At 74.1% G+C, this 20,938-nt stretch carries 20 protein-coding genes; 9 read left to right on the top strand and 11 right to left on the bottom strand.

Annotated elements, in window-relative coordinates; genetic code table 11:
* Together ABD979_RS16930 and ABD979_RS16925 are read right to left on the bottom strand one after the other, a co-directional pair.
* Positions 1-1,416 (bottom strand): hypothetical protein, encoded by a 1,416-nt coding sequence (locus tag ABD979_RS16930; RefSeq protein ID WP_345508685.1) that lies wholly within the window; start codon positions 1,414-1,416, stop codon positions 1-3.
* Positions 1,417-1,482: 66 nt separating this feature from the next.
* Positions 1,483-2,910 (bottom strand): lipopolysaccharide biosynthesis protein, encoded by a 1,428-nt coding sequence (locus tag ABD979_RS16925; RefSeq protein WP_345508684.1) that lies wholly within the window; start codon positions 2,908-2,910, stop codon positions 1,483-1,485.
* Between the two features lie 53 nt (positions 2,911-2,963).
* On the opposite strand from ABD979_RS16925, the gene ABD979_RS16920 reads away from it, so the two are divergent.
* The 3 genes from ABD979_RS16920 to ABD979_RS16910 are packed head-to-tail and all read left to right on the top strand — an operon-like array spanning position 2,964 to position 5,589.
* Entirely contained in the window at positions 2,964-4,007 is a 1,044-nt protein-coding gene (locus ABD979_RS16920) for a Gfo/Idh/MocA family protein (RefSeq protein ID WP_345508683.1), read from the top strand.
* Positions 4,004-4,780 (top strand): acylneuraminate cytidylyltransferase family protein, encoded by a 777-nt coding sequence (locus tag ABD979_RS16915; RefSeq protein ID WP_345508682.1) that lies wholly within the window; start codon positions 4,004-4,006, stop codon positions 4,778-4,780. The genes ABD979_RS16920 and ABD979_RS16915 overlap by 4 nt, the downstream gene beginning before the upstream one ends.
* The gene (locus tag ABD979_RS16910; RefSeq protein WP_345508681.1) at positions 4,777-5,589 is read left to right on the top strand and encodes an SDR family oxidoreductase; all 813 of its coding nucleotides are present in this window, start codon (positions 4,777-4,779) and stop codon (positions 5,587-5,589) included. The genes ABD979_RS16915 and ABD979_RS16910 overlap by 4 nt, the downstream gene beginning before the upstream one ends.
* 19 nt (positions 5,590-5,608) lie before the next feature.
* Here the strand turns inward: ABD979_RS16910 and ABD979_RS16905 are convergent, their stop codons facing one another.
* Positions 5,609-6,628 carry an LLM class F420-dependent oxidoreductase gene (locus ABD979_RS16905; protein WP_345508680.1) on the bottom strand — a complete coding sequence of 340 codons (1,020 nt, stop codon included), beginning with the start codon at positions 6,626-6,628 and terminating at the stop codon, positions 5,609-5,611.
* A gap of 67 nt (positions 6,629-6,695) precedes the next feature.
* Here ABD979_RS16905 and ABD979_RS16900 point away from each other — a divergent pair, with 67 nt between their 5' ends.
* Both ABD979_RS16900 and ABD979_RS16895 read left to right on the top strand, forming a co-directional pair.
* Complete coding sequence (locus ABD979_RS16900; RefSeq protein ID WP_345508679.1) at positions 6,696-7,160, top strand: CoA-binding protein; 465 nt, start codon at positions 6,696-6,698, stop codon at positions 7,158-7,160.
* 5 nt (positions 7,161-7,165) lie between these two features.
* Positions 7,166-7,843 carry an alpha/beta fold hydrolase gene (locus ABD979_RS16895; RefSeq protein ID WP_345508678.1) on the top strand — a complete coding sequence of 226 codons (678 nt, stop codon included), beginning with the start codon at positions 7,166-7,168 and terminating at the stop codon, positions 7,841-7,843.
* A 47-nt stretch (positions 7,844-7,890) separates the two neighbouring features.
* Here the strand turns inward: ABD979_RS16895 and purE are convergent, their stop codons facing one another.
* From purE to ABD979_RS16855, 8 genes are all read right to left on the bottom strand, one after another.
* On the bottom strand, positions 7,891-8,442 hold the full coding sequence (gene purE / locus ABD979_RS16890) for a 5-(carboxyamino)imidazole ribonucleotide mutase (protein WP_345508677.1): 552 nt from the start codon (positions 8,440-8,442) through the stop codon (positions 7,891-7,893).
* Positions 8,439-9,629, bottom strand: a complete 1,191-nt coding sequence (locus ABD979_RS16885; RefSeq protein WP_345508676.1) for a 5-(carboxyamino)imidazole ribonucleotide synthase — start codon at positions 9,627-9,629, stop codon at positions 8,439-8,441. The genes purE and ABD979_RS16885 overlap by 4 nt, the downstream gene beginning before the upstream one ends.
* A 21-nt stretch (positions 9,630-9,650) precedes the next feature.
* On the bottom strand, positions 9,651-10,274 hold the full coding sequence (locus tag ABD979_RS16880) for a GtrA family protein (protein ID WP_345508675.1): 624 nt from the start codon (positions 10,272-10,274) through the stop codon (positions 9,651-9,653).
* A gap of 42 nt (positions 10,275-10,316) precedes the next feature.
* A complete protein-coding gene (locus ABD979_RS16875; protein WP_345508674.1) occupies positions 10,317-11,345 on the bottom strand; it encodes a sensor histidine kinase in 1,029 nt (342 codons plus the stop codon).
* A 2-nt stretch (positions 11,346-11,347) separates the two neighbouring features.
* Positions 11,348-12,025, bottom strand: coding sequence for a response regulator transcription factor (locus ABD979_RS16870; protein ID WP_345508673.1), 678 nt, complete (start codon positions 12,023-12,025; stop codon positions 11,348-11,350).
* 118 nt (positions 12,026-12,143) lie between these two features.
* On the bottom strand, positions 12,144-13,007 hold the full coding sequence (locus ABD979_RS16865; protein ID WP_345508672.1) for an enoyl-CoA hydratase/isomerase family protein: 864 nt from the start codon (positions 13,005-13,007) through the stop codon (positions 12,144-12,146).
* Between the two features lie 20 nt (positions 13,008-13,027).
* A complete protein-coding gene (locus tag ABD979_RS16860) occupies positions 13,028-14,245 on the bottom strand; it encodes an adenylate/guanylate cyclase domain-containing protein (RefSeq protein WP_345508671.1) in 1,218 nt (405 codons plus the stop codon).
* A gap of 7 nt (positions 14,246-14,252) precedes the next feature.
* On the bottom strand, positions 14,253-15,191 hold the full coding sequence (locus tag ABD979_RS16855; protein WP_345508670.1) for a biotin--[acetyl-CoA-carboxylase] ligase: 939 nt from the start codon (positions 15,189-15,191) through the stop codon (positions 14,253-14,255).
* A 24-nt stretch (positions 15,192-15,215) separates the two neighbouring features.
* Between ABD979_RS16855 and ABD979_RS16850 the strand changes: the two genes are divergently transcribed.
* From ABD979_RS16850 to ABD979_RS16835, 4 genes are all read left to right on the top strand, one after another.
* Positions 15,216-16,856, top strand: coding sequence for an acyl-CoA carboxylase subunit beta (locus ABD979_RS16850; RefSeq protein ID WP_345508669.1), 1,641 nt, complete (start codon positions 15,216-15,218; stop codon positions 16,854-16,856).
* Positions 16,853-17,074 (top strand): acyl-CoA carboxylase subunit epsilon, encoded by a 222-nt coding sequence (locus ABD979_RS16845; RefSeq protein WP_345508668.1) that lies wholly within the window; start codon positions 16,853-16,855, stop codon positions 17,072-17,074. Before ABD979_RS16850 ends, ABD979_RS16845 begins: the two co-directional genes overlap by 4 nt.
* A gap of 96 nt (positions 17,075-17,170) precedes the next feature.
* Entirely contained in the window at positions 17,171-18,868 is a 1,698-nt protein-coding gene (locus tag ABD979_RS16840; protein ID WP_345508667.1) for a DUF885 domain-containing protein, read from the top strand.
* Positions 18,869-18,976: 108 nt separating this feature from the next.
* On the top strand, positions 18,977-20,938 hold a 1,962-nt coding region (locus tag ABD979_RS16835; protein WP_345508666.1), incomplete at its 3' end, for a carboxypeptidase regulatory-like domain-containing protein.

Below are 20,938 nucleotides of genomic sequence, written 5' to 3'. Positions count from 1 at the left end.
TCAACCACGTCCGGCCGTCCCGAGCGACGCGGCGGCCTCGGCGAGGGCGCCACCGACCTTGCGGATGTTGTCCGGCTCGAGCACGGCGGGCACGCGGGGCGGGTCGAGCACGAGCCCCTCCCACGAGTTGCGCACGTAGTCGTTCACGAACCAGGCGTCGATGGCCTCCCGGTCGGCGCGCAGCGACTCCCAGCGGCGCTCGGCGACGAACGCGGTGAGGTCGTCGGGGCTGCCGAGACGGGCCACGTTGCCGAGCGCGCTCCACGGCATCTCGGCCCCGGTGACGACGGGCAGCCCGAGCAGGCCGGCCTCGAGCCCGACGGTGCCGGTGGCCGTCACCGTGAAGACGGCGTCGCGCATGAGCTCGCGGGAGTCGGCGAAGGGGTCGATCGTCGCGATGTTCGGGTGCACGTCGAACTGCGGCCAGTAGTCGGGGTCGCGCCGCCACATGAAGTGCGCGTGCTCCTTGACCGCGACGCCGATGTCGAGCGGCGCGAGGGCCTCGGCGAGCACGCGGGCCGTGTAGGCCTGGTCGCGCCACTCCTGTCCCATGACGTCGACGCTCGACTCGGGCTGCACCTGCAGCGGCAGGAAGACGAACTTCTCGGGCACCGGGTCCCAGCGGCGGTCGCGGTACTCCCGGAGGTTGAGCCGGGCCTTGACGGGGTTGAGCCACGGCAGGCGGGCGTAGTCCGACGGCCGGGGCAGCTGCAGGTTCGCGCCGCGGTCGACGGCGAACTCCTTGACCCGGTCGCTCGCGAGGCGCCAGATCTCCTGGCCCGACTCGACCTGCAGGTTGCGCGCGAAGCCCATCGGGCGGCCCTGCTCGGCGCGCCACGTGTCGACGAACGCCTGCCCCGCCGCCAGCGCCGACGCGTCCTCGACCTCGCGCTCCCACAGGGTGATCCCCTTCGGCGCCCCGATGAGGCCGAAGCGGTCGGAGGGCAGCCGGATGCCGCGCGGCCACGTCGCGAGCCCGCCGTGGTGGGTGACGAGCCCGGCGGTCAGCAGCTCGGACGTCACGGTGAACTCGACGAGCGCGAGCACCGGGCCGCGGCCCTCGATGGCCGACTCGAGCTCCTCGGCCGCGAGGTTGAGGAAGTTCATCGCGGTGTCGACGCGGTTGCGGCGCAGGGCGCGCTCCGACACGAGCAGGTCGAGGGGGTCGAGCCCGACCCCGGCGCAGGCCCGCTTGAGGGCGGCGTGCGGCGCGAGCCCGCTGACGACGTTGGCCTTGCGGGCGGCGGCGTACGGCAGCCGGACGACGGTGGCGCGCGGCGCGTGGCGGCGGGCCCACGCGAGGTTGGCGTCGGTGCGCACGACGAGGACGAGGTCCTTCGTGTCGAACCCGGCGTGCACGAGGGCCGGCACGAGGAGGTCGTCGTAGCCCAACCCCATGTGGACGAGCGGTGTCACCACGAAAGCGTGTCTCCTGCGTGTCGGTGCGTGCCGGCACGAGGCGGGCCGGGCGAGCGCCCCATCCTATCCGCGCAGCGCGCGCAGGACCCGGGGCGCCGCGGCCAGCGCGACCGCCGCGACGAGGGCGGCGAGCACGATGCGCGCCCACACGAGCGGCCCCTCGACGGGCAGGGCCGCCCCGGCCAGCGCGAGCCCGACGCCGCCGAGCGCGACGACGACGGCGGGGCGCGGCCAGCGCAGCGGCCCGTCGGTGCGGGCGTACCACGTCGTCACGCCCATGAGCACGACGTAGGCGACGGCCTTGGCCGCCGCGACGCCCGCGATGCCGGCGTCGAGGTTCGTCAGGACGACCGAGACCGTCAGCAGGAGCGAGAGGCCGACGAAGGCCGCCGACGCGAGGCGCCCGGTGCGCTCGGCGTCGAGCACCGCGAGCGACGACCCCTGGTACAGCATGTAGGAGACCGACACCGTGCAGACGAGCCCGAGGGCGCGCACCATGGCGAGGTGGTCGAAGCCGGGGTCGGCCATGACGGCCACGAGCCACGGACCGAGCAGGGCGACGCCCGCGGCGCCGGCGGCGACGACCCCGACGAGCGGCGTGCCGGTGCGGGCCGTCCACACCCAGCGCTCGCCGACGGGGTGGGAGAGCACGAGCGGGCCCCACGCGTTGAACAGCGCGACGGCGAGCACGAACGGCATGTTCCCGAGCTGCAGCGCCACCTGGTAGCTGCCGGCACCCGACTCGCCGACGAGCGCCCGCGCGAGCAGCACGTCGCCCGAGAGCAGCCCGAGCATCGCCACCGCCTGCGGCAGCAGCGGCGCTGCGAGGCGGATCCCCGCGCGCACGCGCTCGCGCTCGGCCGTCGGCGGCAGCGGGCGCCCCAGCACCACCGCGAGCGCGGCCGCGACGACGACGACGAGGGCGTATGCCGTGAGGTACCTCCCCGAGGTCGCCTCCCCCCGCGCCGCGAGCAGACCCGCCAGCTGGGCGCCGACGGTCGCGAGCACGGCGAGGGCGAGGAACCCCCACGGCTGCAGGCGGGCCCGCATCAGCGTCTGACCGGCGACGACCGTCGTCAGCGCCACGGCGGCGACGATCAGGGGCAGCCACTGGCCGAGGTCGGCGTGCCCGGTCGCCGACAGCACGAGGGCGAGACCGAGGCCGACGACGCCCAGGGCGAGCGCGAGCAGCATCATCGTGCCGGCCAGGGCCCTCGCCACGCGGGGCCCCTCGGCGCCGCGGTGGTGCTCGCGGAGCAGCACCTGCGGCAGGCCGGCGGCTGCGACCGTGCCGACCATCTGGACGACGACGAGGCCGGTGGCCACCCGGCCGAACTCGACGGCGCCGAGCACGCGGGTGGCGAAGGGCAGCACGAGCAGGACCCCGAGCCCCTGCAGCGCGGTGCCGACGAGGTAGACGACGGCGTGCCCGCCGAGCGAGGCCCCCGGGCGGCCGGTGGGGGCGGCGGGGCTACCGGCTGGGCTCGTCACAGACCCGAAGGTACCGGTGCCCGGCCACGACCCCCGTCCTCTAGCCTGCAGGGGTGTCCAGCCAGCCCTCCTCCCCGCCGCGCGTCGTCGTGCGTGGCTCCGGCTCCATCGGGCAGCGGCACGCCCGCGTCTTCCGGCAGGAGGGTGCCGACGTCTGGCTGTGGCCGGTGCGCGACCGGGGCCTCACCGGCCTCGCCGGCGTCGACGAGGCCACCGGCGCCCGGCTGCTCGACGACTCGAGCGGCCCGGCGGCCCTGCGCGACGCCTTCGTCGTCGTCGCCACCGACACGTCCCGGCACGTCGCCGACGCCCTGGAGGCCCTCGACGGCGGCGCCGAGAAGGTGCTCGTCGAGAAGCCCGTCGCCCCGAGCGCCGACGCCGCCGAGGCGCTCGACGCGCACCCCCGCCGCTCGGCGGTCTGGGTGGCCGCGCCCCTGCGCGCGCACGAGGGCTTCCGGCACCTCCGGCGCCTCGTCGGGCGCCTCCACCGGGGTGGCTCGGCGCACGTGTGGTGCCAGTCGTGGCTGCCCGACTGGCGCCCCGACCGTGACTACCGCGAGTCCTACTCGGCCCGCGCCGACGAGGGCGGGGTGCTGCGCGACCTCGTCCACGAGATCGACCACGCCACTGTGCTCTTCGGCCGCCCGCTGCTGCTCGGGGCCGTCGTCGACAGCGGCGGACCGCTCGACGTCGAGTCGGATCAGGCGGCCACCCTGCTGTGGCGCACCGCCGGCGACTTCGCCGTGACGGTGCGCCTCGACTACACGAGCCGGCCCGCGTCCCGCGGCGTCGTCGTGCGGTCGCCCGACGGCACCCTCGAGTGGGACGTCGCGCGCGCGACGGTGCGCCACACGTCGGCCGGTGGAGAGGTGACGGAGCAGGTCTTCGACCACGACCTCGACCGCGACCTCGTCATGGGCGCCCAGGCCCGGGCCGCGATGGCCCTGCGACCCTCGGCCCCGGTCGACGAACGGGTGGCCCGTGGCGCGCCGGCGACGCTGACCGAGGGCATCGGGGCCGTCCGCCTGTGCGACGAGGCCCGCGCCACCGGCGCGCTCGTCATCGACGACCTCGCACACCGGGAGGGCCGGTCATGACCCGTCCGACCGCCCCCGCCACCCCACGGGTGCTCGCCGTCATCCCGGCGCGCGGCGGCTCGAAAGGCCTGCCCGGCAAGAACATCCGTCCACTACGGGGTCTCCCCCTCATCGCCCACAGCCTGCGCGCGGCTGCCCTGACGCCCGAAGTGACGCGCTGCGTCGTGACGACCGACTCTGCCGAGATCGCCGACGTCGTGCGCGCGCACGGTGGCGACGCGCCCTTCCTGCGCCCCGCCGACCTCGCGGCCGACGACACCCCGATGGCGCCGGTCGTGCGCCACGCGCTCGCGTGGGTCGAGGCCGAGGAGGGCGAGGCCTACGACGCCGTGCTGCTGCTCGACCCGACGAGCCCGGCGCGCGTGCCGGCCCAGCTCGGCGAGGCCGTGCGGCGCCTCGTGGCCGACGACCGCCTCGACGGCGTCATCAGCGTCTCGGAGCCGACCTTCAACCCGGTCTGGGTGGGCGTGCGCCCCGACGCGGGGGCCGGCACCCTCGCGCGCTACTCCACCTCCGGCACGGGGGTCACCCGGCGCCAGGACGTCGACCGCTTCCTGCGGATCAACGGCAACTTCTACCTCTGGCGCGCCGACTTCGTGCGGCGCCTCGAGGCGTCCTGGTTCGACGAGGGCACGCACGCCGGGCTCGAGATCCCCGAGGCGCAGGCCTTCTCCATCGACGACGACTACGAGTTCCGCCTCATCGACGCCCTCGTCGGCGCCGGCCTGCTCACCCTGCCCTGGCTCGAGCCGCACCCCGAGGAGACACCGTGACGAGCAGCCCCACCGAGCCCACCGAGCCCACCGGGCCCACCGGGCTCAGCGGCCGCACCGCCGTCGTCACGGGCGGCGCCGGCCCGCTCGGTCGCGTGCTCGCCGACGCGCTCGCCACCGAGGGCGCGCGCGTCGTCGTCGTCGACCTCGACGAGGCCGCGTGCGCCGCGGCGGCCGACGGCCTCCCAGGCACCGGCCACGTCGCGCTGGGCGCGAACCTCCTCGAGCCACAGGGGCTCTCGACCGTCGTCGATGCGGTCACCGAGCTCGGTGCCTGCGACGTGCTCGTCAACAACGCGGCCTTCACCGGCACCTCCGGGGTGCCGGGGTATGCCGTCCCGCTCGACGAGCAGACCGACGAGGCGTTCGCCATGGCGCTCGCCCTCAACCTCACGGCGCCGTTCTCGCTGACGCGCCGGCTCGCGCCGCTGCTGCGGGCCGGTGGCCACGGCAGTGTCGTCAACGTGTCGAGCATCTACGGCCTCGTCGGGCCCAACATGGGCCTCTACGCCGGCACCCGCATGGGCAACCCCGCGGCCTACGCGGCGAGCAAGGGCGGGCTCGCGCAGCTGACCCGCTACCTCTCGACGGTGCTGGCTCCCGAGATCCGGGTCAACGCCTTCGCGCCGGGCGGCATCGCGCGCGGCCAGGACGACGCGTTCGTCGAGCGCTACGAGGCGCTGACCCCGCTGCGCCGGATGGGCACCGAGGACGACTTCCGCGGCGTGGTCACCTGGCTCGCCTCCGACGCCTCGGCCTACGTCACCGGCCAGGTCGTCGCCGTCGACGGCGGCTGGACGGCCTGGTAGCAGGCCGCCCAGCTGCGCGTCAGCCCTTGAGCTCGGGTGCGACCGTCTGCTCGAAGAGCTCGATGCCCGAGCGGTCGTAGGCGGCCTCGGCGAAGTACGTGATGGCATACGTCATGCCCCGCGCCTCCATGTCCTCGAGCACCGAGACGATCTTGTCGGGCGTGCCGACCGCGGGCTGCTTGCGCAGGTCCTCGACGGCCCCGGCTGCCTTGTCGTCGGCGACGCCGCCCTTGCGCAGCAGCTCGCCGTAGAACTGGAGGCGGTCCTCGACGTCGGCGTCGGTCTCGCCGATGACGACGTTGTAGTTGGCCGAGCGGACGATCTCGCCGAAGTCACGGCCGAGGGCGTCGCAGTGGCCCTTGAGGATCTCGCTCTTGTGGTCGAAGCCCTCGGCGCTGCCGTCGAAGTTCGTGTAGTCGGCGTACTGCGCCGCGATCTTCAGCGTCACCTTCTCGCCGCCGCCGGCGATCCACATCGGGATGCCGTTGAGGGCGCTTCCGGGGTGGCTCGTGCCCTGGAGCGGGCGCGGGGCGCAGATGGCGCCGTCGACCTGGTAGTACGTCCCGTCGAGGGTGGCCTCGCCCTTCGTCCACATGTCGCGGAAGACCTGCACGCCCTCGCGGAGCGCGCCGAGGCGGTCGCCGGCCTTGGGGAAGCCGTAGCCGTAGGCCCGCCACTCGTGCTCGTACCAGCCGGCGCCGATGCCCATCTCGGTGCGGCCGCCCGAGATGACGTCGACGGTCGCGGCCACCTTCGCGAGGTAGGCGGGGTTGCGGTACGCCATGCAGGTGCACATCTGGCCGAGGCGCACCCGGCTCGTGGCGGCGCCGAAGCCGGCCATGAGCGACCACGCCTCGTGCGTCGCCTCGCCCGAGGGCTGCGGCACCGTGTGGAAGTGGTCGTAGACCCAGATCGACTCGAAGACGTCTCCGTCGTCGGCGTGCCGGGCGAGGTTGACCATGGACTCCCACTGCTGGGCGGGCTCGATGCCGACGAGATCCATCCGCCAGCCCTGGGGAACGAACATTCCGAATCGCATCCCGCCATCCAACCACGACGACCTGCACGACGGCTGCCGCTGGAGCGGTCGTGTGAGGATGGGCGGCATGACCCCGCACCAGAACAGCCCCGACGTCATCCGGGACCTGCTCCACACCCCGGCCACGTGGGCCGTCGTCGGCCTCGGCGACAACCCCGACCGCACGGCGTACTCCGTGTCGTCGTGGCTGCACCACGAGCTCGGCATGAAGCTCGTGCCCGTGCACCCCAGCGGCGCGACGGTGCACGGCGCCCAGGGCTACCCGACCCTCGGCGACATCCCGGACGGCACGGTCGTGCAGGTCGTCGACTGCTTCGTCAACAGCAACCGCGTCGGCGCGGTCGTCGACGAGGCGATCGCCGAGCGCGAGCGTCTCGGCATCGAGGCCCTCTGGCTGCAGCTCGGCGTCGTCGACGAGGACGCCGCCGCGCGGGCCGAGGCCGCGGGCCTGTCGGTCGTCATGGACACCTGCCCGAAGATCGAGTACCCGCGGGTGCAGCCCGGCGACGGCGCCGGGGCCGTCACGGGCTGAGGGCCGTGACCGCCGTCAGCCTGCACGCCAGGGCCTGGGGCGAGCCCGGCGCCCTCTCCCCCGTGCTGCTCGTGCACGCGACCGGCGAGACGTCGGCCGACTGGGACCGCGTCGCCACCCTGCTCGGGCGCGACCGGCTCGTCGTCGCCGTCGACCTGCGCGGGCACGGCGCGAGCCCGTGGCCGGGCCGCTACCCCCTCACCGAGCTGGCCGACGACGTCGAGGCGGTCGCCGCCGGCCTCGCCGCCCGGCACGGCCGGCCGCTCGACCTCGTCGGCCACTCGCTCGGCGGGCTCGTCGCCTGCCTCCTCGCGAGCCGCCGCCCCGACCTCGTGCGCCGCCTCGTGCTCGAGGACGTCCCCGTGCCCCACCCGCGCGAGCCGCGACCGCCCGAGCGTCCCGAGGGCGACCTGGCCTTCGACTGGGAGGCCGTGCTGCAGGTGCGCGCGCAGGTCGACGACCCCGACCCCGGCTGGCCCGACGTCGTCGCGACCGTGCGCGCCCCGACCCTCGTCGTCTGGGGCGGCCCGAGCAGCCCGATGCCGGCCGAGCACGTCGCGGAGATGGCCGAGACGGTCGCCGACGGGCGCCTCGTGCGCATCGACGCCGGCCACCTCGTGCACGCCGGGCAGCCGGTCGCCTTCTCCGTCGCGGTGCGGGGCTTCCTCGCGTCGTCCGACTGACCCCGGACGACGCCGCGGTCGTGTGCCGTCAGGCGGGTCGTGTGCGCTCAGGCGGAGTCGGTGACGCCCCGGGCGACCTGCTCGCGCAGGGCCGCTCCCTTGGCGTGGGCCTGGTCGCGCAGGTCGGACTGGAAGGCGGCCATCCGCTCGCGCACGTCGAGCGAGAGCGCGTCGCCGCCGGTGCCGACGATGCGCGCGGCGAGCAGCCCGGCGTTGCGGGCACCGCCGATCGACACGGTCGCGACCGGCACGCCGGCCGGCATCTGCACGATCGACAGGAGCGAGTCCATGCCGTCGAGGTACTTCAGGGGCACCGGCACCCCGACGACGGGCAGCGGCGTCACGGCGGCGAGCATGCCGGGCAGGTGGGCCGCCCCGCCCGCACCGGCGACGACCACCCGCAGGCCCCGGCCGGCGGCCTGCTGGCCGTAGGCGATCATCTCGTCGGGCATCCGGTGCGCCGACACGACGTCGGCCTCGTAGGGGATGCCGAACTCCTCGAGGGCGCGGGCGGCCTCACGCATGACGGGCCAGTCGCTGTCGCTGCCCATGACGATGCCGACGACGGGAGCGCCTGCGGCAGCTGAGGACTCGCTCATTCGGTGATCACTCCTCGGAGGTAGTCGGCCGCGTGCCCGGCCCGCTCGCGGGCGTCGTCGAGGTCGGCGCCGCTGACGTTGACGTGGCCGATCTTGCGGCCGGGGCGCACGCCCTTGCCGTAGACGTGCACCTTGGCGCCGGGGTCGCGGGCCATGATGTGCCGGTAGGCCGGGTAGAGGTGCTCGTAGTCGCCGCCGAGCACGTTCGCCATGACGGTCCACGGCGCGCGGGGGCGCGGGTCGCCGAGCGGGAGGTCGAGCACGGCGCGCAGGTGCTGCTCGAACTGCCCCGTGACGGCGCCGTCCATCGACCAGTGCCCGCTGTTGTGCGGGCGCATGGCGAGCTCGTTGACCACGTATGCCGCCTCGCCCGACGCGCGGACCTCGAAGAGCTCGACGGCGAGGACTCCCGTGACGCCGAGCTCGCCGGCGATCCGCAGCGCGGCCTCGGTGACGACCGAGGCGAGGTCGGGGTCGAGGCCCGGCGCCGGCGCGAGCACCTCGGTGCAGACGCCGTCGGTCTGCACCGTCTCGACGACGGGCCAGACCGCCGCCTGCCCGGAGGGGCTGCGCGCGAGCAGCACCGCGAGTTCGCGGACGAAGTCGACCTTCTCCTCGAGCAGCAGGCCGTGCTCGAGCGGGCCGGGCTCGCCGATGCGGCCGATCCAGTCGGAGAGCTCGTCGACCGACGACGCGACGGCGACGCCCTTGCCGTCGTAGCCGCCGCGCGGGGTCTTGGCGACGATCGGCCAGCCGACCTCGTCACCGAAGGCCTGCACGGCCTCGGCGGTCTCGGCGCGGGTCCAGCGGGGGCAGGCGATGCCGAGGGCCGTCAGCCGCTCGCGCATGGCGAGCTTGTCCTGGGCGAAGTTGAGGGCGGCGCGGCTCGGGTGCACGGCGACCCCGTCGGCCTCGAGCGCCTCGAGCAGGTGCGGCGGCACGTGCTCGTGGTCGAACGTCACGACGTCGCAGTGCTCGGCGAAGGCCCGCAGCGCCTCGAGGTCGGTGTGCTCACCGACGGGGGCGCTCGGCACGACGAGGGCGGCGGCGGCCGTGTCGCTCTCGGCCAGGACGGAGAGCTGCACGCCGAGCTCGACGGCGGGGCCCTGCATCATCCGGGCGAGCTGGCCGCCTCCGACGACGCCGACGACGGGGAATCCTCCGGGGGCGCGCTTCGGCTTGCTCACGACGGCCAAGCGTAGTCGGCCTCAGGTCGCGCGGCGCGGCCGGTCCGGCACCGGGGCGTTCGCGGCCTCCTCCTCGGTGAGGGCCGCCTGGGCGTGGCTCGGGTCGGCGAGGTCGGGGTGGTGGCTGCGCACGGCCGCGAAGGTCCACAGCTTGTTGAGCACGAACGAGATCGGCGTGACCACGGCGATGACGATGAGCTGGGCCCAGTAGAGGCGGGTGCGGAAGCCGGTCGAGTCGTCGAGCACCGACGTCGGCAGGTGCACCGGGGAGTCGAGGTGCATGAGGAGCGTCAGCAGCACGAGCCCGACGACCTGGCCGAGCAGGCCGACGGCGAGGAAGGGCCAGTACTCGTGCCACCAGCGCGCGTGCCGGGCCGTGCGGAAGGTCCACGTGCGGTTGAGCTGGAAGTTCCAGAGGTTGGCGACGACGAAGGCCACGGTCGAGTAGACGTGGTACCACCGGACGTTGAACTCGGTGCCCGGGAGCCCGACGAGCGCCGCGTCGAAGCTCGGCCCGAGCTTCTTGACGGCGACGAGCGTCAGGAGGTTGACGAGCACGCCCGACGCGCCCACCACCGCGAACCGGAAGAGGAGCACCCAGTTGTGGCGGTGGCGCACGAACAGGAACTCTCGCAGGCGCCTCACGCGGGAACCCTACCGCCGCGAGCAGGGTGCCCCCTGCAGCCGTCAGTCGGTCTCGCCCTCGGAGAGGAAGAGCGCGAAGCGCGCGGGCTGGGCCTGCACGAGGTCGAGGCGGCCGCCGTTCGACTCGGCGAGGTCACGGGCCAGGGCGAGGCCGAGGCCCGTGCTGCCGCCCGCGCCGCTGCTCACCGAGCGCTCGAAGATGTGCGGCGCCATGGCGGCCGGCACGCCGTCGCCCTCGTCGCTCACCTCGACGATGACCGAGGGGCCGGAGCGGCGGGCGTGGACGTCGACGGTGCCGCGGCCGTGCACGAGGGAGTTCTCGAGGAGGGTCGAGAGCACCTGCGAGAGCGCCACGGGCGTCGAGCGGACGAAGAGGCCGCGCTCGCCGCGCACGCGCACCGACCGGCGGGCCTGCTCGAAGGCGGGCTGCCACTCGCGCTGCAGCGCGGCGATGACGGAGTCGAGGGAGACGGCCGGCGAGGGCCCGCCCGCCCCGCGGGTGCGCCCGAGGAGGTCGTCGACGACGCGGGTGAGCCGCTCGACCTGGGCGATGGCGATGTTCGCCTCCTCCTTGACCACCTCGCCGTCGTCGGTCTCGGAGATCTCCTCGAGCCGCATGAGCAGGGCGGTCAGGGGCGTGCGCAGCTGGTGCGAGGCGTCGGCGGCGAAGTCGCGCTCGGCCGCGAGCGACTTCGTCATGTCGTGCGCGCGGCGGGTCATGACGCCCGAGACGTGGTCGAGCTCGTCGATGCCGGAGCGCAGCGGCGTGAGCCGGGCCTCCCCCGCGGCGAAGCGGGTCGCGAGCTGGACGAGCTCCTTCGAGGACCGCTCGACGTGCTGGCGCGTCTGGAGGGTCGCGAAGTAGGCGACGAGGCCGCTGAGCACCCCGACGCCGAGCATGACGGCGCCGAACCGGGCCACCCCGAGCGAGGGGTCGGTGAGCAGCCAGCCGCGCACGGCGTCGGGCCGCTGAAGCACGACCCAGGCCACGACGGCGGTCGAGAGCACGACGAACAGCCCGGCGCAGACCGCCGCGACGACGGACGTCATCCGGTCGAGCAGCCGTCGCACGGTCAGTCGCCCTGGGGTCGTTCGAAGCGGAAGCCGACGCCGCGGACGGTCGCGATGTACTGCGGCGAGGTGGCGTCGTCACCGAGCTTCCGGCGCAGCACCGAGATGTGCATGTCGAGCGTCTTCGTCGAGCCGAACCACGCGGTGTCCCAGATCTCGCGCATCAGCTGCTCGCGGGAGACGACCTTGCCCTGCTCGCGCACGAGCACGCGCAGCAGGTCGAACTCCTTGGCGGTGAGCTGCAGCTCCTCGCCCTTGAACCAGGCGCGCCGGCCGTCGGAGTCGATGCGGACCAGCTCGCCGGAGGCCACGACCTCGGTGGGCGTGCGCCGCAGCAGGGCCCGCACGCGGGCGAGCAGCTCGGCGAGGCGGAACGGCTTCGTGACGTAGTCGTCGGCGCCCGCGTCGAGCCCGACCACGGTGTCGACCTCGTCGGCGCGGGCCGTGAGGATGAGCACGGGGATGGTGCGGCCCTCGGCCCGGATGCGCCGGCAGACCTCGAGGCCGTCGATCTTCGGCAGCCCGAGGTCGAGCAGCACGAGGTCCGGGTTCTCCTTCGCGCCGTCGATGGCGGCCTCGCCGTCCTCGCGCACGTCGACGTCGTAGCCCTCGCGCCGCAGCGCGCGCGCCAGCGGCTCGGAGATGGCGGGGTCGTCCTCCGCCAGGAGCACTCGCGTCATGTCACCGTCCTCGTCATGAGTCGGCGGGAGGCACCGACCGTCGAGAGCCTATCCACATCGGACCGATCTGCACCCCGACCCCCGCGCGACACGACGCAACACGCGCCGCCGCGGGGCCTCAGCGTCCGGGCCAGACCGGCGTGCGCTTCTCGGCGAAGGCCGCGACCCCCTCGCGCCGGTCTCCCGAGAACGCCGTGGCCCGCCAGCAGGCGTCCTCGATCTCGAGGCCCGCCGCGAGGTCGACGTCGGCGCCGAGCCGCAGGGCACGCTTGGCGTTGCGCAGCCCCACGGGCGAGTGCGCGGCGATCGTCCGGGCCAGCTCGAGCGCCCGGTCGCGGGCGGTGCCGGCCGGCACGACCTCGTCGACGGCACCGAGCTCGAGGGCCTCGGCCGCGGTGAACCGGGCGGCCGTGAACACCGCGCGGGCCGCACGCGACCAGCCGACCCGGCGCACGAGCAGCTGGGTGCCGCCGCCGCCGGGGATGACGCCGACGCTCACCTCGGGCAGCCCGACGAGGGCCCCCTCCCCCGCGACGATGAGGTCGCACGAGAGCGCGAGCTCGAAGCCGCCGCCGAGGGCGAAGCCGTCGACGGCCGCCACCACCGGCACCGGGAGCCCCAGCACCCCGCCGTAGGCCGCCCGCGCGACCGGGCGCTGCTCCATGAGGTCGGCGTCCGAGAAGGCGTTGCGCTCCTTGAGGTCGGCGCCCACGCAGAAGGCCCGGTCGTGGCTCGAGCTGAGCACCACGCAACGCACCGACGGGTCGGCGGCGACCGCGGTCGTCGCGGCCGCGATGTCGCGCGCCATGGCCGTCGAGACGGCGTTCATGGCGGCCGGCCGGTCGAGCACGATCTCGGCGACGTGGGCGAGGGCCGGGTGCTCGGTGGCGTCGAACCGCTCGACCCGCACGAGACCCCCCTGCGGGGCGGCGTCGGCGGGGGCGGGTGACGGCACGGACGACGGCGTCGGCGCTGACGGCATACGGGCGGCTCCTTCGGGGCTCACGCGTCGCGGTGGCGAGGCGCTGGGTGGGTCGGGGTGGGGGTGGCGGGTCGGGTCGGCTGCGCGGTGACGGAGCGGCGCGCGGCCGAGGTCGCGCGGCGCAGCAGCGACGGGGTCACGGGGCCGACGCCGCGCAGGATGCGGCGGCGCTGGCCGGTCAGCTCGAAGCCGGAGAGGCTCGCGAGCTCGCGCGCCATCGTCGCGTCGACGAGCACGGTGCCGGCTCCGGCCACGGCGGTGAGCCGGGAGGCCCGGTTGACCGTGGTGCCGAAGACGTCGCCGAGGCGGGAGATGATCGGGCCGCGGGCCATGCCGCAGCGCACGTCGGGCAGCACGTCGTCGTGGGTCATCGTCTCGACGAGGTCGAGGGCGATGGCGGCGGCGGGCGCGGCCCCGACCGTCGTGAAGAGCACCTCGTCGCCCACCGTCTTGATGAGGCGGCCGCCGTGCGCGGTGATGACGTCGGCCGACAGCGCCTCGAAGCGCGACACGAGCCGGGCGAGGTCGCGCTCCGACATCCGCCGCACGAGGGCGGTGAAGTTGACGAGGTCGGCGAAGCCCACGGAGCGCATCTTCGTCAGGCCGTACGACTCCGGGTCGGCGTCGGCGAGCATGCGCGCCACCGTCGCCGACAGGTGCCGGCGCCAGGCGTAGACGAGGAGGGGCTCGAGCCGGTCGGTGAGCACGGCGAGCCGGCGGGCGGTCTCGGCGGCCGTCTCGATGCCGGGCACCGAGCGCGACTCGTGCGCGTCGTCGTCGCCCTCGTCGGCGAGCGCGGCGGTCATGTGCGTCTCGACGGCCTCGGCGATGAGCTGCGACTGCCACCCGGCGAGGCGGTCGGCCGAGCGGGCGAAGGCCCGGGTCATGGCCAGGGCGGTCGTCTCGTCGAGCAGGCCGTCGCGCACGATGCCGGCGACGGCCGCGAGCGCCTTCTGGTCGGCCTCGGTGAAGAGCTCGTCGTCGGTGTCCACGACCGGGAAGCCGAGGGCGTGCCAGAACTTGCGCGCCGACAGGAGCGAGACCTCGGCCGCACGGCTGACGTCGCGGCGGCGCAGCTCGAGCGGGCGCCCGAGCAGCTGCTCGGTGAAGTCCTCGCTCGCTCGTGCGCCGCCGGGCTCGATGACGGGCTCGATGACGGGCTCGATGACGGGCTCGCCGACGGGCTCGGCGCCCGGGCTGCCGCCCGTGCTGCCGCCCGTGCTGCCCGGCTCGGTCATGCGCCGATCATGCCAGCCCGGCTCCGGGCGGCCGCACGTGGACGACGTCGCCCGCGGCGAAGGTGCGGCTGCCGCCGGGGGTGCGCACGACGAGCGAGCCGTGGTCGTCGACGGCGACCGCGGTTCCCGACACGAGGCCGCCCTGGGGCAGGTGGACCTGCACCTGCGCCCCGATCGTCGCGCAGGCCGCGCGGTACGCGTCGCGCGCGGTCGCGAGGTCGTCGTCGGCAGCGCCTGCGGGCGCGAGGAGGGCGGCGAGGTGGTCGAGGTAGGCGACGACGAGCTCCTCGCGGCGCACGTCCGCGCCGGCCAGGGCGAGCGACGTGGCGGTCGGCACGGGCAGCTCCGCGCGCGTCTGGTCGACGTTGACGCCGGTGCCGACGACGACGACCTGCGCTGCACGGGGGGTGCCGGCGCCGGTCGTCACGAGCTCGCAGAGGATGCCGCTCAGCTTGCGGTCGCCGTCATCGGCGAGCAGCACGTCGTTGGGCCACTTGAGGCGCGCCGTCAGCTCCCGGCCGGCGGCTCGCGTCACCTCGCGCACCGCCCGGGTGAGGGCGAGCCCGGCGAGGAGCGGCATCCAGCCGACGTGGGCCGCGTCGGTGACGGGAACGGCGACGCTGACGGCGAGCGAGGCGCGGTCGGGCACCGTCCAGGCGCGGCCGAGGCGCCCACGGCCGCCGGTCTGGTGGTCGGTGAGAACAACCCACCAGAGGCCGGGCGCACCACCGGCGGCACCGCCGGCGGCACCACCGGCGGCACCGTCGGCGGCCCGCTCGGCCGCGCTGACGGCATACGGCCCCGTCGGCGTCGCGGCCCCGGTGAGGAGGTCACGCAGCCGCGTGTTGGTCGAGCCGAGGGCAGGGTGGAACTCGACCCCGCGCCACGGCCGGTCGGACGTGACCAAGGCCGCACCGACAGTCTCCGAGTCGAGCGAATCGCGCACGTCCACAAGGCTAGAGTGCCGAGCATGGCAACCGAGAACGCCGTGGCGCAGCAGTCGTCCAGCCCGCCGGCCGAGAGCGCCGGACCCGACCTCACCACGACCGCGGGCAAGCTCGCGGACCTCAAGCGGCGGGTCGCGGAGGTGGCCAACGCCGGGTCCGAGCGGGCCGTCGAGAAGCAGCACGCGCGTGGCAAGAAGACCGCCCGCGAGCGCATCGAGATGCTGCTCGACGAGGGCACGTTCATCGAGATGGACAAGTACGCCCGGCACCGGAGCAACAACTTCGGGCAGGAGACGAACCGCCCCTACGGCGACGGCGTCGTCACCGGCTACGGCATGGTCGACGGGCGCCAGGTCGCCGTCTTCGCGCAGGACTTCACCGTCTTCGGCGGCTCGCTCGGCGAGGTCTTCGGCGAGAAGATCGTCAAGGTCATGGACTTCGCCATGAAGATCGGCTGCCCCGTCATCGGGCTCAACGACTCGGGCGGCGCCCGCATCCAGGAGGGTGTCGTCTCGCTCGGGCTCTACGGCGAGATCTTCTTCCGCAACGTGCGCGCCTCGGGCGTCGTGCCGCAGATCTCGCTCGTCATGGGGCCGTGCGCGGGCGGCGCCGTCTACTCCCCGGCCATCACCGACTTCACCGTCATGGTCGACCAGACCTCGCACATGTTCATCACCGGTCCCGACGTCATCAAGACCGTGACGGGCGAGGACGTCGGCTTCGAGGAGCTGGGCGGCGCGCAGACCCACAACAGCAAGTCGGGCGTCGCGCACTACATGGGCACCGACGAGCAGGACGCCATCGACTACGTCAAGGCGCTGCTCTCCTACCTGCCGAGCAACAACCTCGAGACGCCGCCGGCCTACGGCGACCAGGACGGCGACCTCACCGTCACCGACGACGACCTGTGGCTCGACACGTGCATCCCGGACTCGCCCAACGTGCCCTACGACATGAAGCACGTCATCGAGCACGTCGTCGACGACGGCGAGTTCCTCGAGGTGCAGCCCCTCTTCGCGCCGAACATCATCACCGGCTTCGCGCGCGTCGACGGCATGTCCGTCGGGGTCGTCGCCAACCAGCCGACCCAGCTCGCCGGCTGCCTCGACATCGACGCGTCGGAGAAGGCCGCCCGCTTCGTGCGCACCTGCGACTGCTTCAACGTGCCGGTGCTGACCCTCGTCGACGTGCCGGGCTTTCTGCCCGGCACCGGGCAGGAGTGGGACGGCATCATCCGCCGCGGCGCGAAGCTCATCTACGCGTACGCCGAGGCGACCGTCCCGAAGATCACCGTCATCACCCGCAAGGCCTACGGCGGCGCGTACGACGTCATGGGCAGCAAGCACCTCGGGGCCGACATCAACCTGTCGTGGCCGACCGGCCAGATCGCCGTCATGGGCGCGCAGGGCGCGGTCAACATCCTCTACCGCAAGGAGCTCGCGCAGGTCGCCGAGTCCGGCGGCGACGTCGACGCGCGCCGCGCCGAGCTCGTCGCGCACTACGAGGAGACGCTCGCGAACCCCTACATCGCGGCCGAGCGCGGCTACGTCGACACGGTGATCAGCCCCTCGAACACGCGGATGAACGTCACTCGGGCCCTGCGCGCGCTGCGCAACAAGCGCGAGACGCTGCCGCCCAAGAAGCACGGGAACATCCCGCTGTGAGCGCGCAGCCGACCCCGGAGGGCGCCGTGCCCTCGATCCGCGTGACCGGTGCCGCCACCGCCGAGGAGGTGGCAGCGCTCGTCACCGTGCTCTCCGCGCTCGGGGGCGAGCCGGAGGGGGCGCCCGAGCACCGCACGTCGGCGTGGTCCGACCCGTCGTGGCGCCTGCTCGGACCCGCCCGCTCGGGCGGGTGGCGCGCCAGCGGGCTGCCGCGCTGACCCAGGGGTCCCGTGGCCGGACGAGCGCAGTCCGGTCCGTGGTGACCCCGGATATCGACTGGCCACCACGGGCGGGCCGTGGGATACGTTCGGCGGGTGACTGACACCACCGCGCCCGACGCGCGCCCCCAGACCGATGTCGACCGCATCGCGGAGTCCCACTTCGAAGCCGCCGTCGCCCTCAGCCCGATCAACGCGACCTTCCTCGGCGTGCCCGGCGGCGAGGAGGACCTCGACGACCTCTCGCCCGCCGGCAACGCCGCCGCGTCGGAGCTGCGGCGTCGCACGCTCGCGGCCCTCGCGGGCGCGACCTCGAGCGACGACGTCGACCGCGTCACCGTCGACGCGATGACCGAGCGCCTCCAGCTGTCCGAGGACCGCTACGCCGCGGGCCTCGACGAGATGTCGCTCAACGTCCTCGCGTCGCCGCTCCAGGCGGTGCGCGACGTGTTCGACCTGATGCCGCAGGACACCGAGGAGCACTGGCGCACGTTCGCCACCCGCATGGGCAAGATCCCGGCCGCGCTCGAGGGCTACCGGGAGTCGCTCCTGCTGGCCCGCGACCGCGGCCAGGTGTCGCCGCGCCGCCAGGTCGAGGCCTGCGCGGAACAGTCCCGCGAGCTCGTCACCGACGACGGCTACTTCGCCAACCTCGTGGCGAACGCGACCGTGGGAGACGCCCCCCTCGCCGGCGAGGTCGGGGAGCAGCTGGCCGCGGCCGCGCGGACGGCGGCCACGGCATACGGCGAGATGGCCGACTGGCTCGAGCGCGAGCTGCTGCCGCACGCCCCGGAGGCGGACGCCTGCGGCATCGAGCGCTACCGCCTCGAGTCGCGCTACTTCCTCGGCGCGGCCGTCGACCTCGAGGAGACCTACCGCTGGGGGCAGCAGGAGGTCGCCGACCTGCACGCCCAGATGTCGCAGATCGCCGAGGGCCTGGAGGCCGGCGCGAGCGTGCAGCGGGGCGTCGAGATCCTCGACGCCGACGAGCGCTACCAGCTGCACGGCACCGACGCCCTCAAGGCCTGGATGCAGGAGCGCGCCGACGAGGTCATCGCCGACCTCAAGGACGTGCACTTCGACATCCCCGGACCGGTGCAGCGCATCGAGTGCATGATCGCGCCGACGCAGACGGGCGGCATCTACTACACGGGGCCGTCCGACGACTTCAGCCGCCCGGGCCGGATGTGGTGGTCGGTGCCGAAGGGCAACACCGAGTTCCGCACCTGGAACGAGCTGTCGACCGTCTACCACGAGGGCGTCCCGGGCCACCACCTCCAGGTCGCCCAGACGGTCTACCGCTCCGAGCTGCTCAACCGCTGGCGCCGGCTCGAGGCCTGGACCTCCGGGCACGGCGAGGGCTGGGCGCTCTACGCCGAGCGGCTCATGGCCGAGCTCGGCTACATGGACGACCCGGGCAACCGCATGGGTTGGCTTGCGGGACAGTCGCTCCGGGCCGCCCGCGTCGTCATCGACATCGGCGTGCACTGCGGCTTCGACGCCCCGGAGGAGGTCGGCGGCGGCGCGTGGGACTACGACAAGGCCTGGACCTACCTCACCCGCTACGGGTTCATGGACGAGAAGGTGCTGCGCTTCGAGCTCAACCGCTACCTCGGCTGGCCGGGCCAGGCCCCGAGCTACAAGATCGGCGAGCGGCTCTGGCTGCAGCTGCGCGACGAGGTGAAGCGTCGCGAGGGCGACGGCTTCGACCTCAAGGCGTTCCACCGCCGCGCGCTCGACATCGGCGGCGTCGGCCTCGACACGCTGCGTGCCGCGCTCCTCGAGGAGATCTAGACCGAGGTCGCAAATCCGGCATAGCACCCATCGGTGGTGTCCGGGGCGCTAGCGTGGGCCCCGGACGCCACCGACCACCGGCTGGCGCCGGACTCTTCGGGAGAAATCGTGCTCAGCCACCGCCCTGCGGTCGGCCGGGCTCAGGGGACGAGGACGCGCCGAGGAGCGCGCCGTGCCCTGAGCCTGCTCGCCACCGCCGCCGTCACCCTCGGCCTGCTCCCGCTCACGGCCCCGGCCGCGAGCGCCGCCACCTACACGATCACCGGCCGCATCACCGGGCTGGCGGCCGACAAGACGGTCGTCGGGGTCGACGCCTCGGTCGCGTTCTACGACGAGAACTACGACGACGTCGGCACCGTGACGGTGAACGCCGACGGCACGTACTCGGGCACGTTCTCCTCCCCCGGGCCGTACCGCATCCAGGCCGGCTGCTGGGACTTCATGGCCTGCGGCGACGAGTGGGGCGTCGAGTGGTACGCGGACCGGGGCTCCTACGAGGACGCCGTCCCCGTGACCGCCGGCACGACGGCCGCCGTCGCCAACATCCGCCTCGACCGGCGCTCGAGCATCTCGGGCACCGTGACCGACACCGCGGGGAAGCCGGTCACCGCCGCCGAGGTGAGCGTCACGCCCTCCAGTGGAGGCCAGTCGATCACGGTCGTTCCCAACGCCACGGGCGCCTTCACCCTGACCGGCGTCGAGGCCGGGCCGAGCAACCTCGGCGCGCGGGACACCTCGGGCCAGCAGCTCTACGAGGACGAGTGGTGGAACGGCACGGCCAGCAGCCCTGACTACGTCGACTGGTCGGTGCCCGCCGGCACCGCCGTCACCGGCGTCAGGTTCGTGCTCGACCCCTGGACCGGCGTCGTCGTCAAGGTCACCGACTCCGCGGGCAAGCCGCTGCAGAACATCAACTGGAACCTCTACGAGTACCGCCCGGTCGAGAAGGACTGGCTCGGACGGCAGTACGGCCCGCTCCTCACCGGCCCCGACGGCACGTTCTCGGAGCACACCGAGCTCGGCAAGAAGTACCGCGTCTGCGTCTACGACACGTGGTACCAGGACTGGACGCCCGCGACCCGCTACCAGGACCAGTGCTGGAACGGTGCGGCCACCCTCGAGACGGCGACCAACCTCACCTTCTCGACCCCCAGCAAGCGCTCGCTGACCATGGTCCTGCCGGTCGCCGGCAAGGGCCTCACCGTCCGCGACCCGTTCGTCAGTGGCGGCTCGGGAGTCGGCAGCACGCTCTCCGTCGACCCCGGCACCTGGGGCCCGAGCGGCGTGGCGCTGTCCTACGAGTGGCTGAAGCCCAACGCCGCCGGCACCGACCTCGTGGCCATCCCGGGAGCCACGGGGCGCACCTTCACCCTGACGAGCGACCTCGTCGGCAAGTACGTCACGGCACGTGTGACGGGCACGCTCTCCGGCTACCGCACCGCCAAGGCCTACTCCAACGGCGTCTTCGTCCAGACGACCGGTGCGACCCTCGCCAGCCCGCTCAAGGTCTCGGGCACCGGCGTCGTCGGCAGCACGCTCACGGCTTCCCACGGCGCGATCACCCCGAGCGGTGACTGGTCGCCCAGCTACACGTGGGTCGTCGGCGGCGTGGAGCGCGACACCGACTGGGGCGCCATGACGCCCCTCGGCCTGACGAGCGCCATGCTCGGCAAGACGACGAGCCTGCGGATGACGGCGTACCTCAACAACGCCACGCTCCAGGTCGCGGCGAGCGGTCCGGTCGTCGTGGCCGGCACGGTCTCGGGGCCGACCCCCACCGTCACGGGCACCGCCCGCGTGGGGTCCACCCTCACCGCCACCGCCGCCACGTGGAGCCCTGCCCCGGTCACGTTGACCTACCAGTGGTACCGCTCGGGAGTGGCCGTCTCCGGAGCCACCGGCTCGACGTACGCCCTCGCGGCCGCCGACCTCGGCAAGGCGATGACCGTCCGGGTGACCGGCTCGCGGTCGACCTACGCGAGCACGTCCAAGACGTCGGCCGCCACCGCAGCCGTCGCCGCCGGCGTCCTCACCGCCCCGACGCCCACCATCAGCGGCACCAAGGCCGTC

It is taken from the genome of Terrabacter aeriphilus (genome assembly GCF_039542985.1).
GTDB lineage: Bacteria > Actinomycetota > Actinomycetes > Actinomycetales > Dermatophilaceae > Terrabacter > Terrabacter aeriphilus.
Note: the sequence above shows the minus strand (reverse complement) of the source record. Positions and strands in the feature narration are given on the sequence as shown.

Excerpts from the sequence above, each read along its gene's own strand:
- ABD979_RS16915 (WP_345508682.1), top strand. The coding sequence starts at position 4,004 with ATGACCCGTCCGACCGCCCCCGCCACCCCACGGGTGCTCGCCGTCATC.
- ABD979_RS16905 (WP_345508680.1), bottom strand. The coding sequence starts at position 6,628 with ATGCGATTCGGAATGTTCGTTCCCCAGGGCTGGCGGATGGATCTCGTC.
- ABD979_RS16900 (WP_345508679.1), top strand. The coding sequence starts at position 6,696 with ATGACCCCGCACCAGAACAGCCCCGACGTCATCCGGGACCTGCTCCAC.
- purE (WP_345508677.1), bottom strand. The coding sequence starts at position 8,442 with ATGAGCGAGTCCTCAGCTGCCGCAGGCGCTCCCGTCGTCGGCATCGTC.
- ABD979_RS16870 (WP_345508673.1), bottom strand. The coding sequence starts at position 12,025 with ATGACGCGAGTGCTCCTGGCGGAGGACGACCCCGCCATCTCCGAGCCG.
- ABD979_RS16865 (WP_345508672.1), bottom strand. The coding sequence starts at position 13,007 with ATGCCGTCAGCGCCGACGCCGTCGTCCGTGCCGTCACCCGCCCCCGCC.
- ABD979_RS16860 (WP_345508671.1), bottom strand. The coding sequence starts at position 14,245 with ATGACCGAGCCGGGCAGCACGGGCGGCAGCACGGGCGGCAGCCCGGGC.
- ABD979_RS16850 (WP_345508669.1), top strand. The coding sequence starts at position 15,216 with ATGGCAACCGAGAACGCCGTGGCGCAGCAGTCGTCCAGCCCGCCGGCC.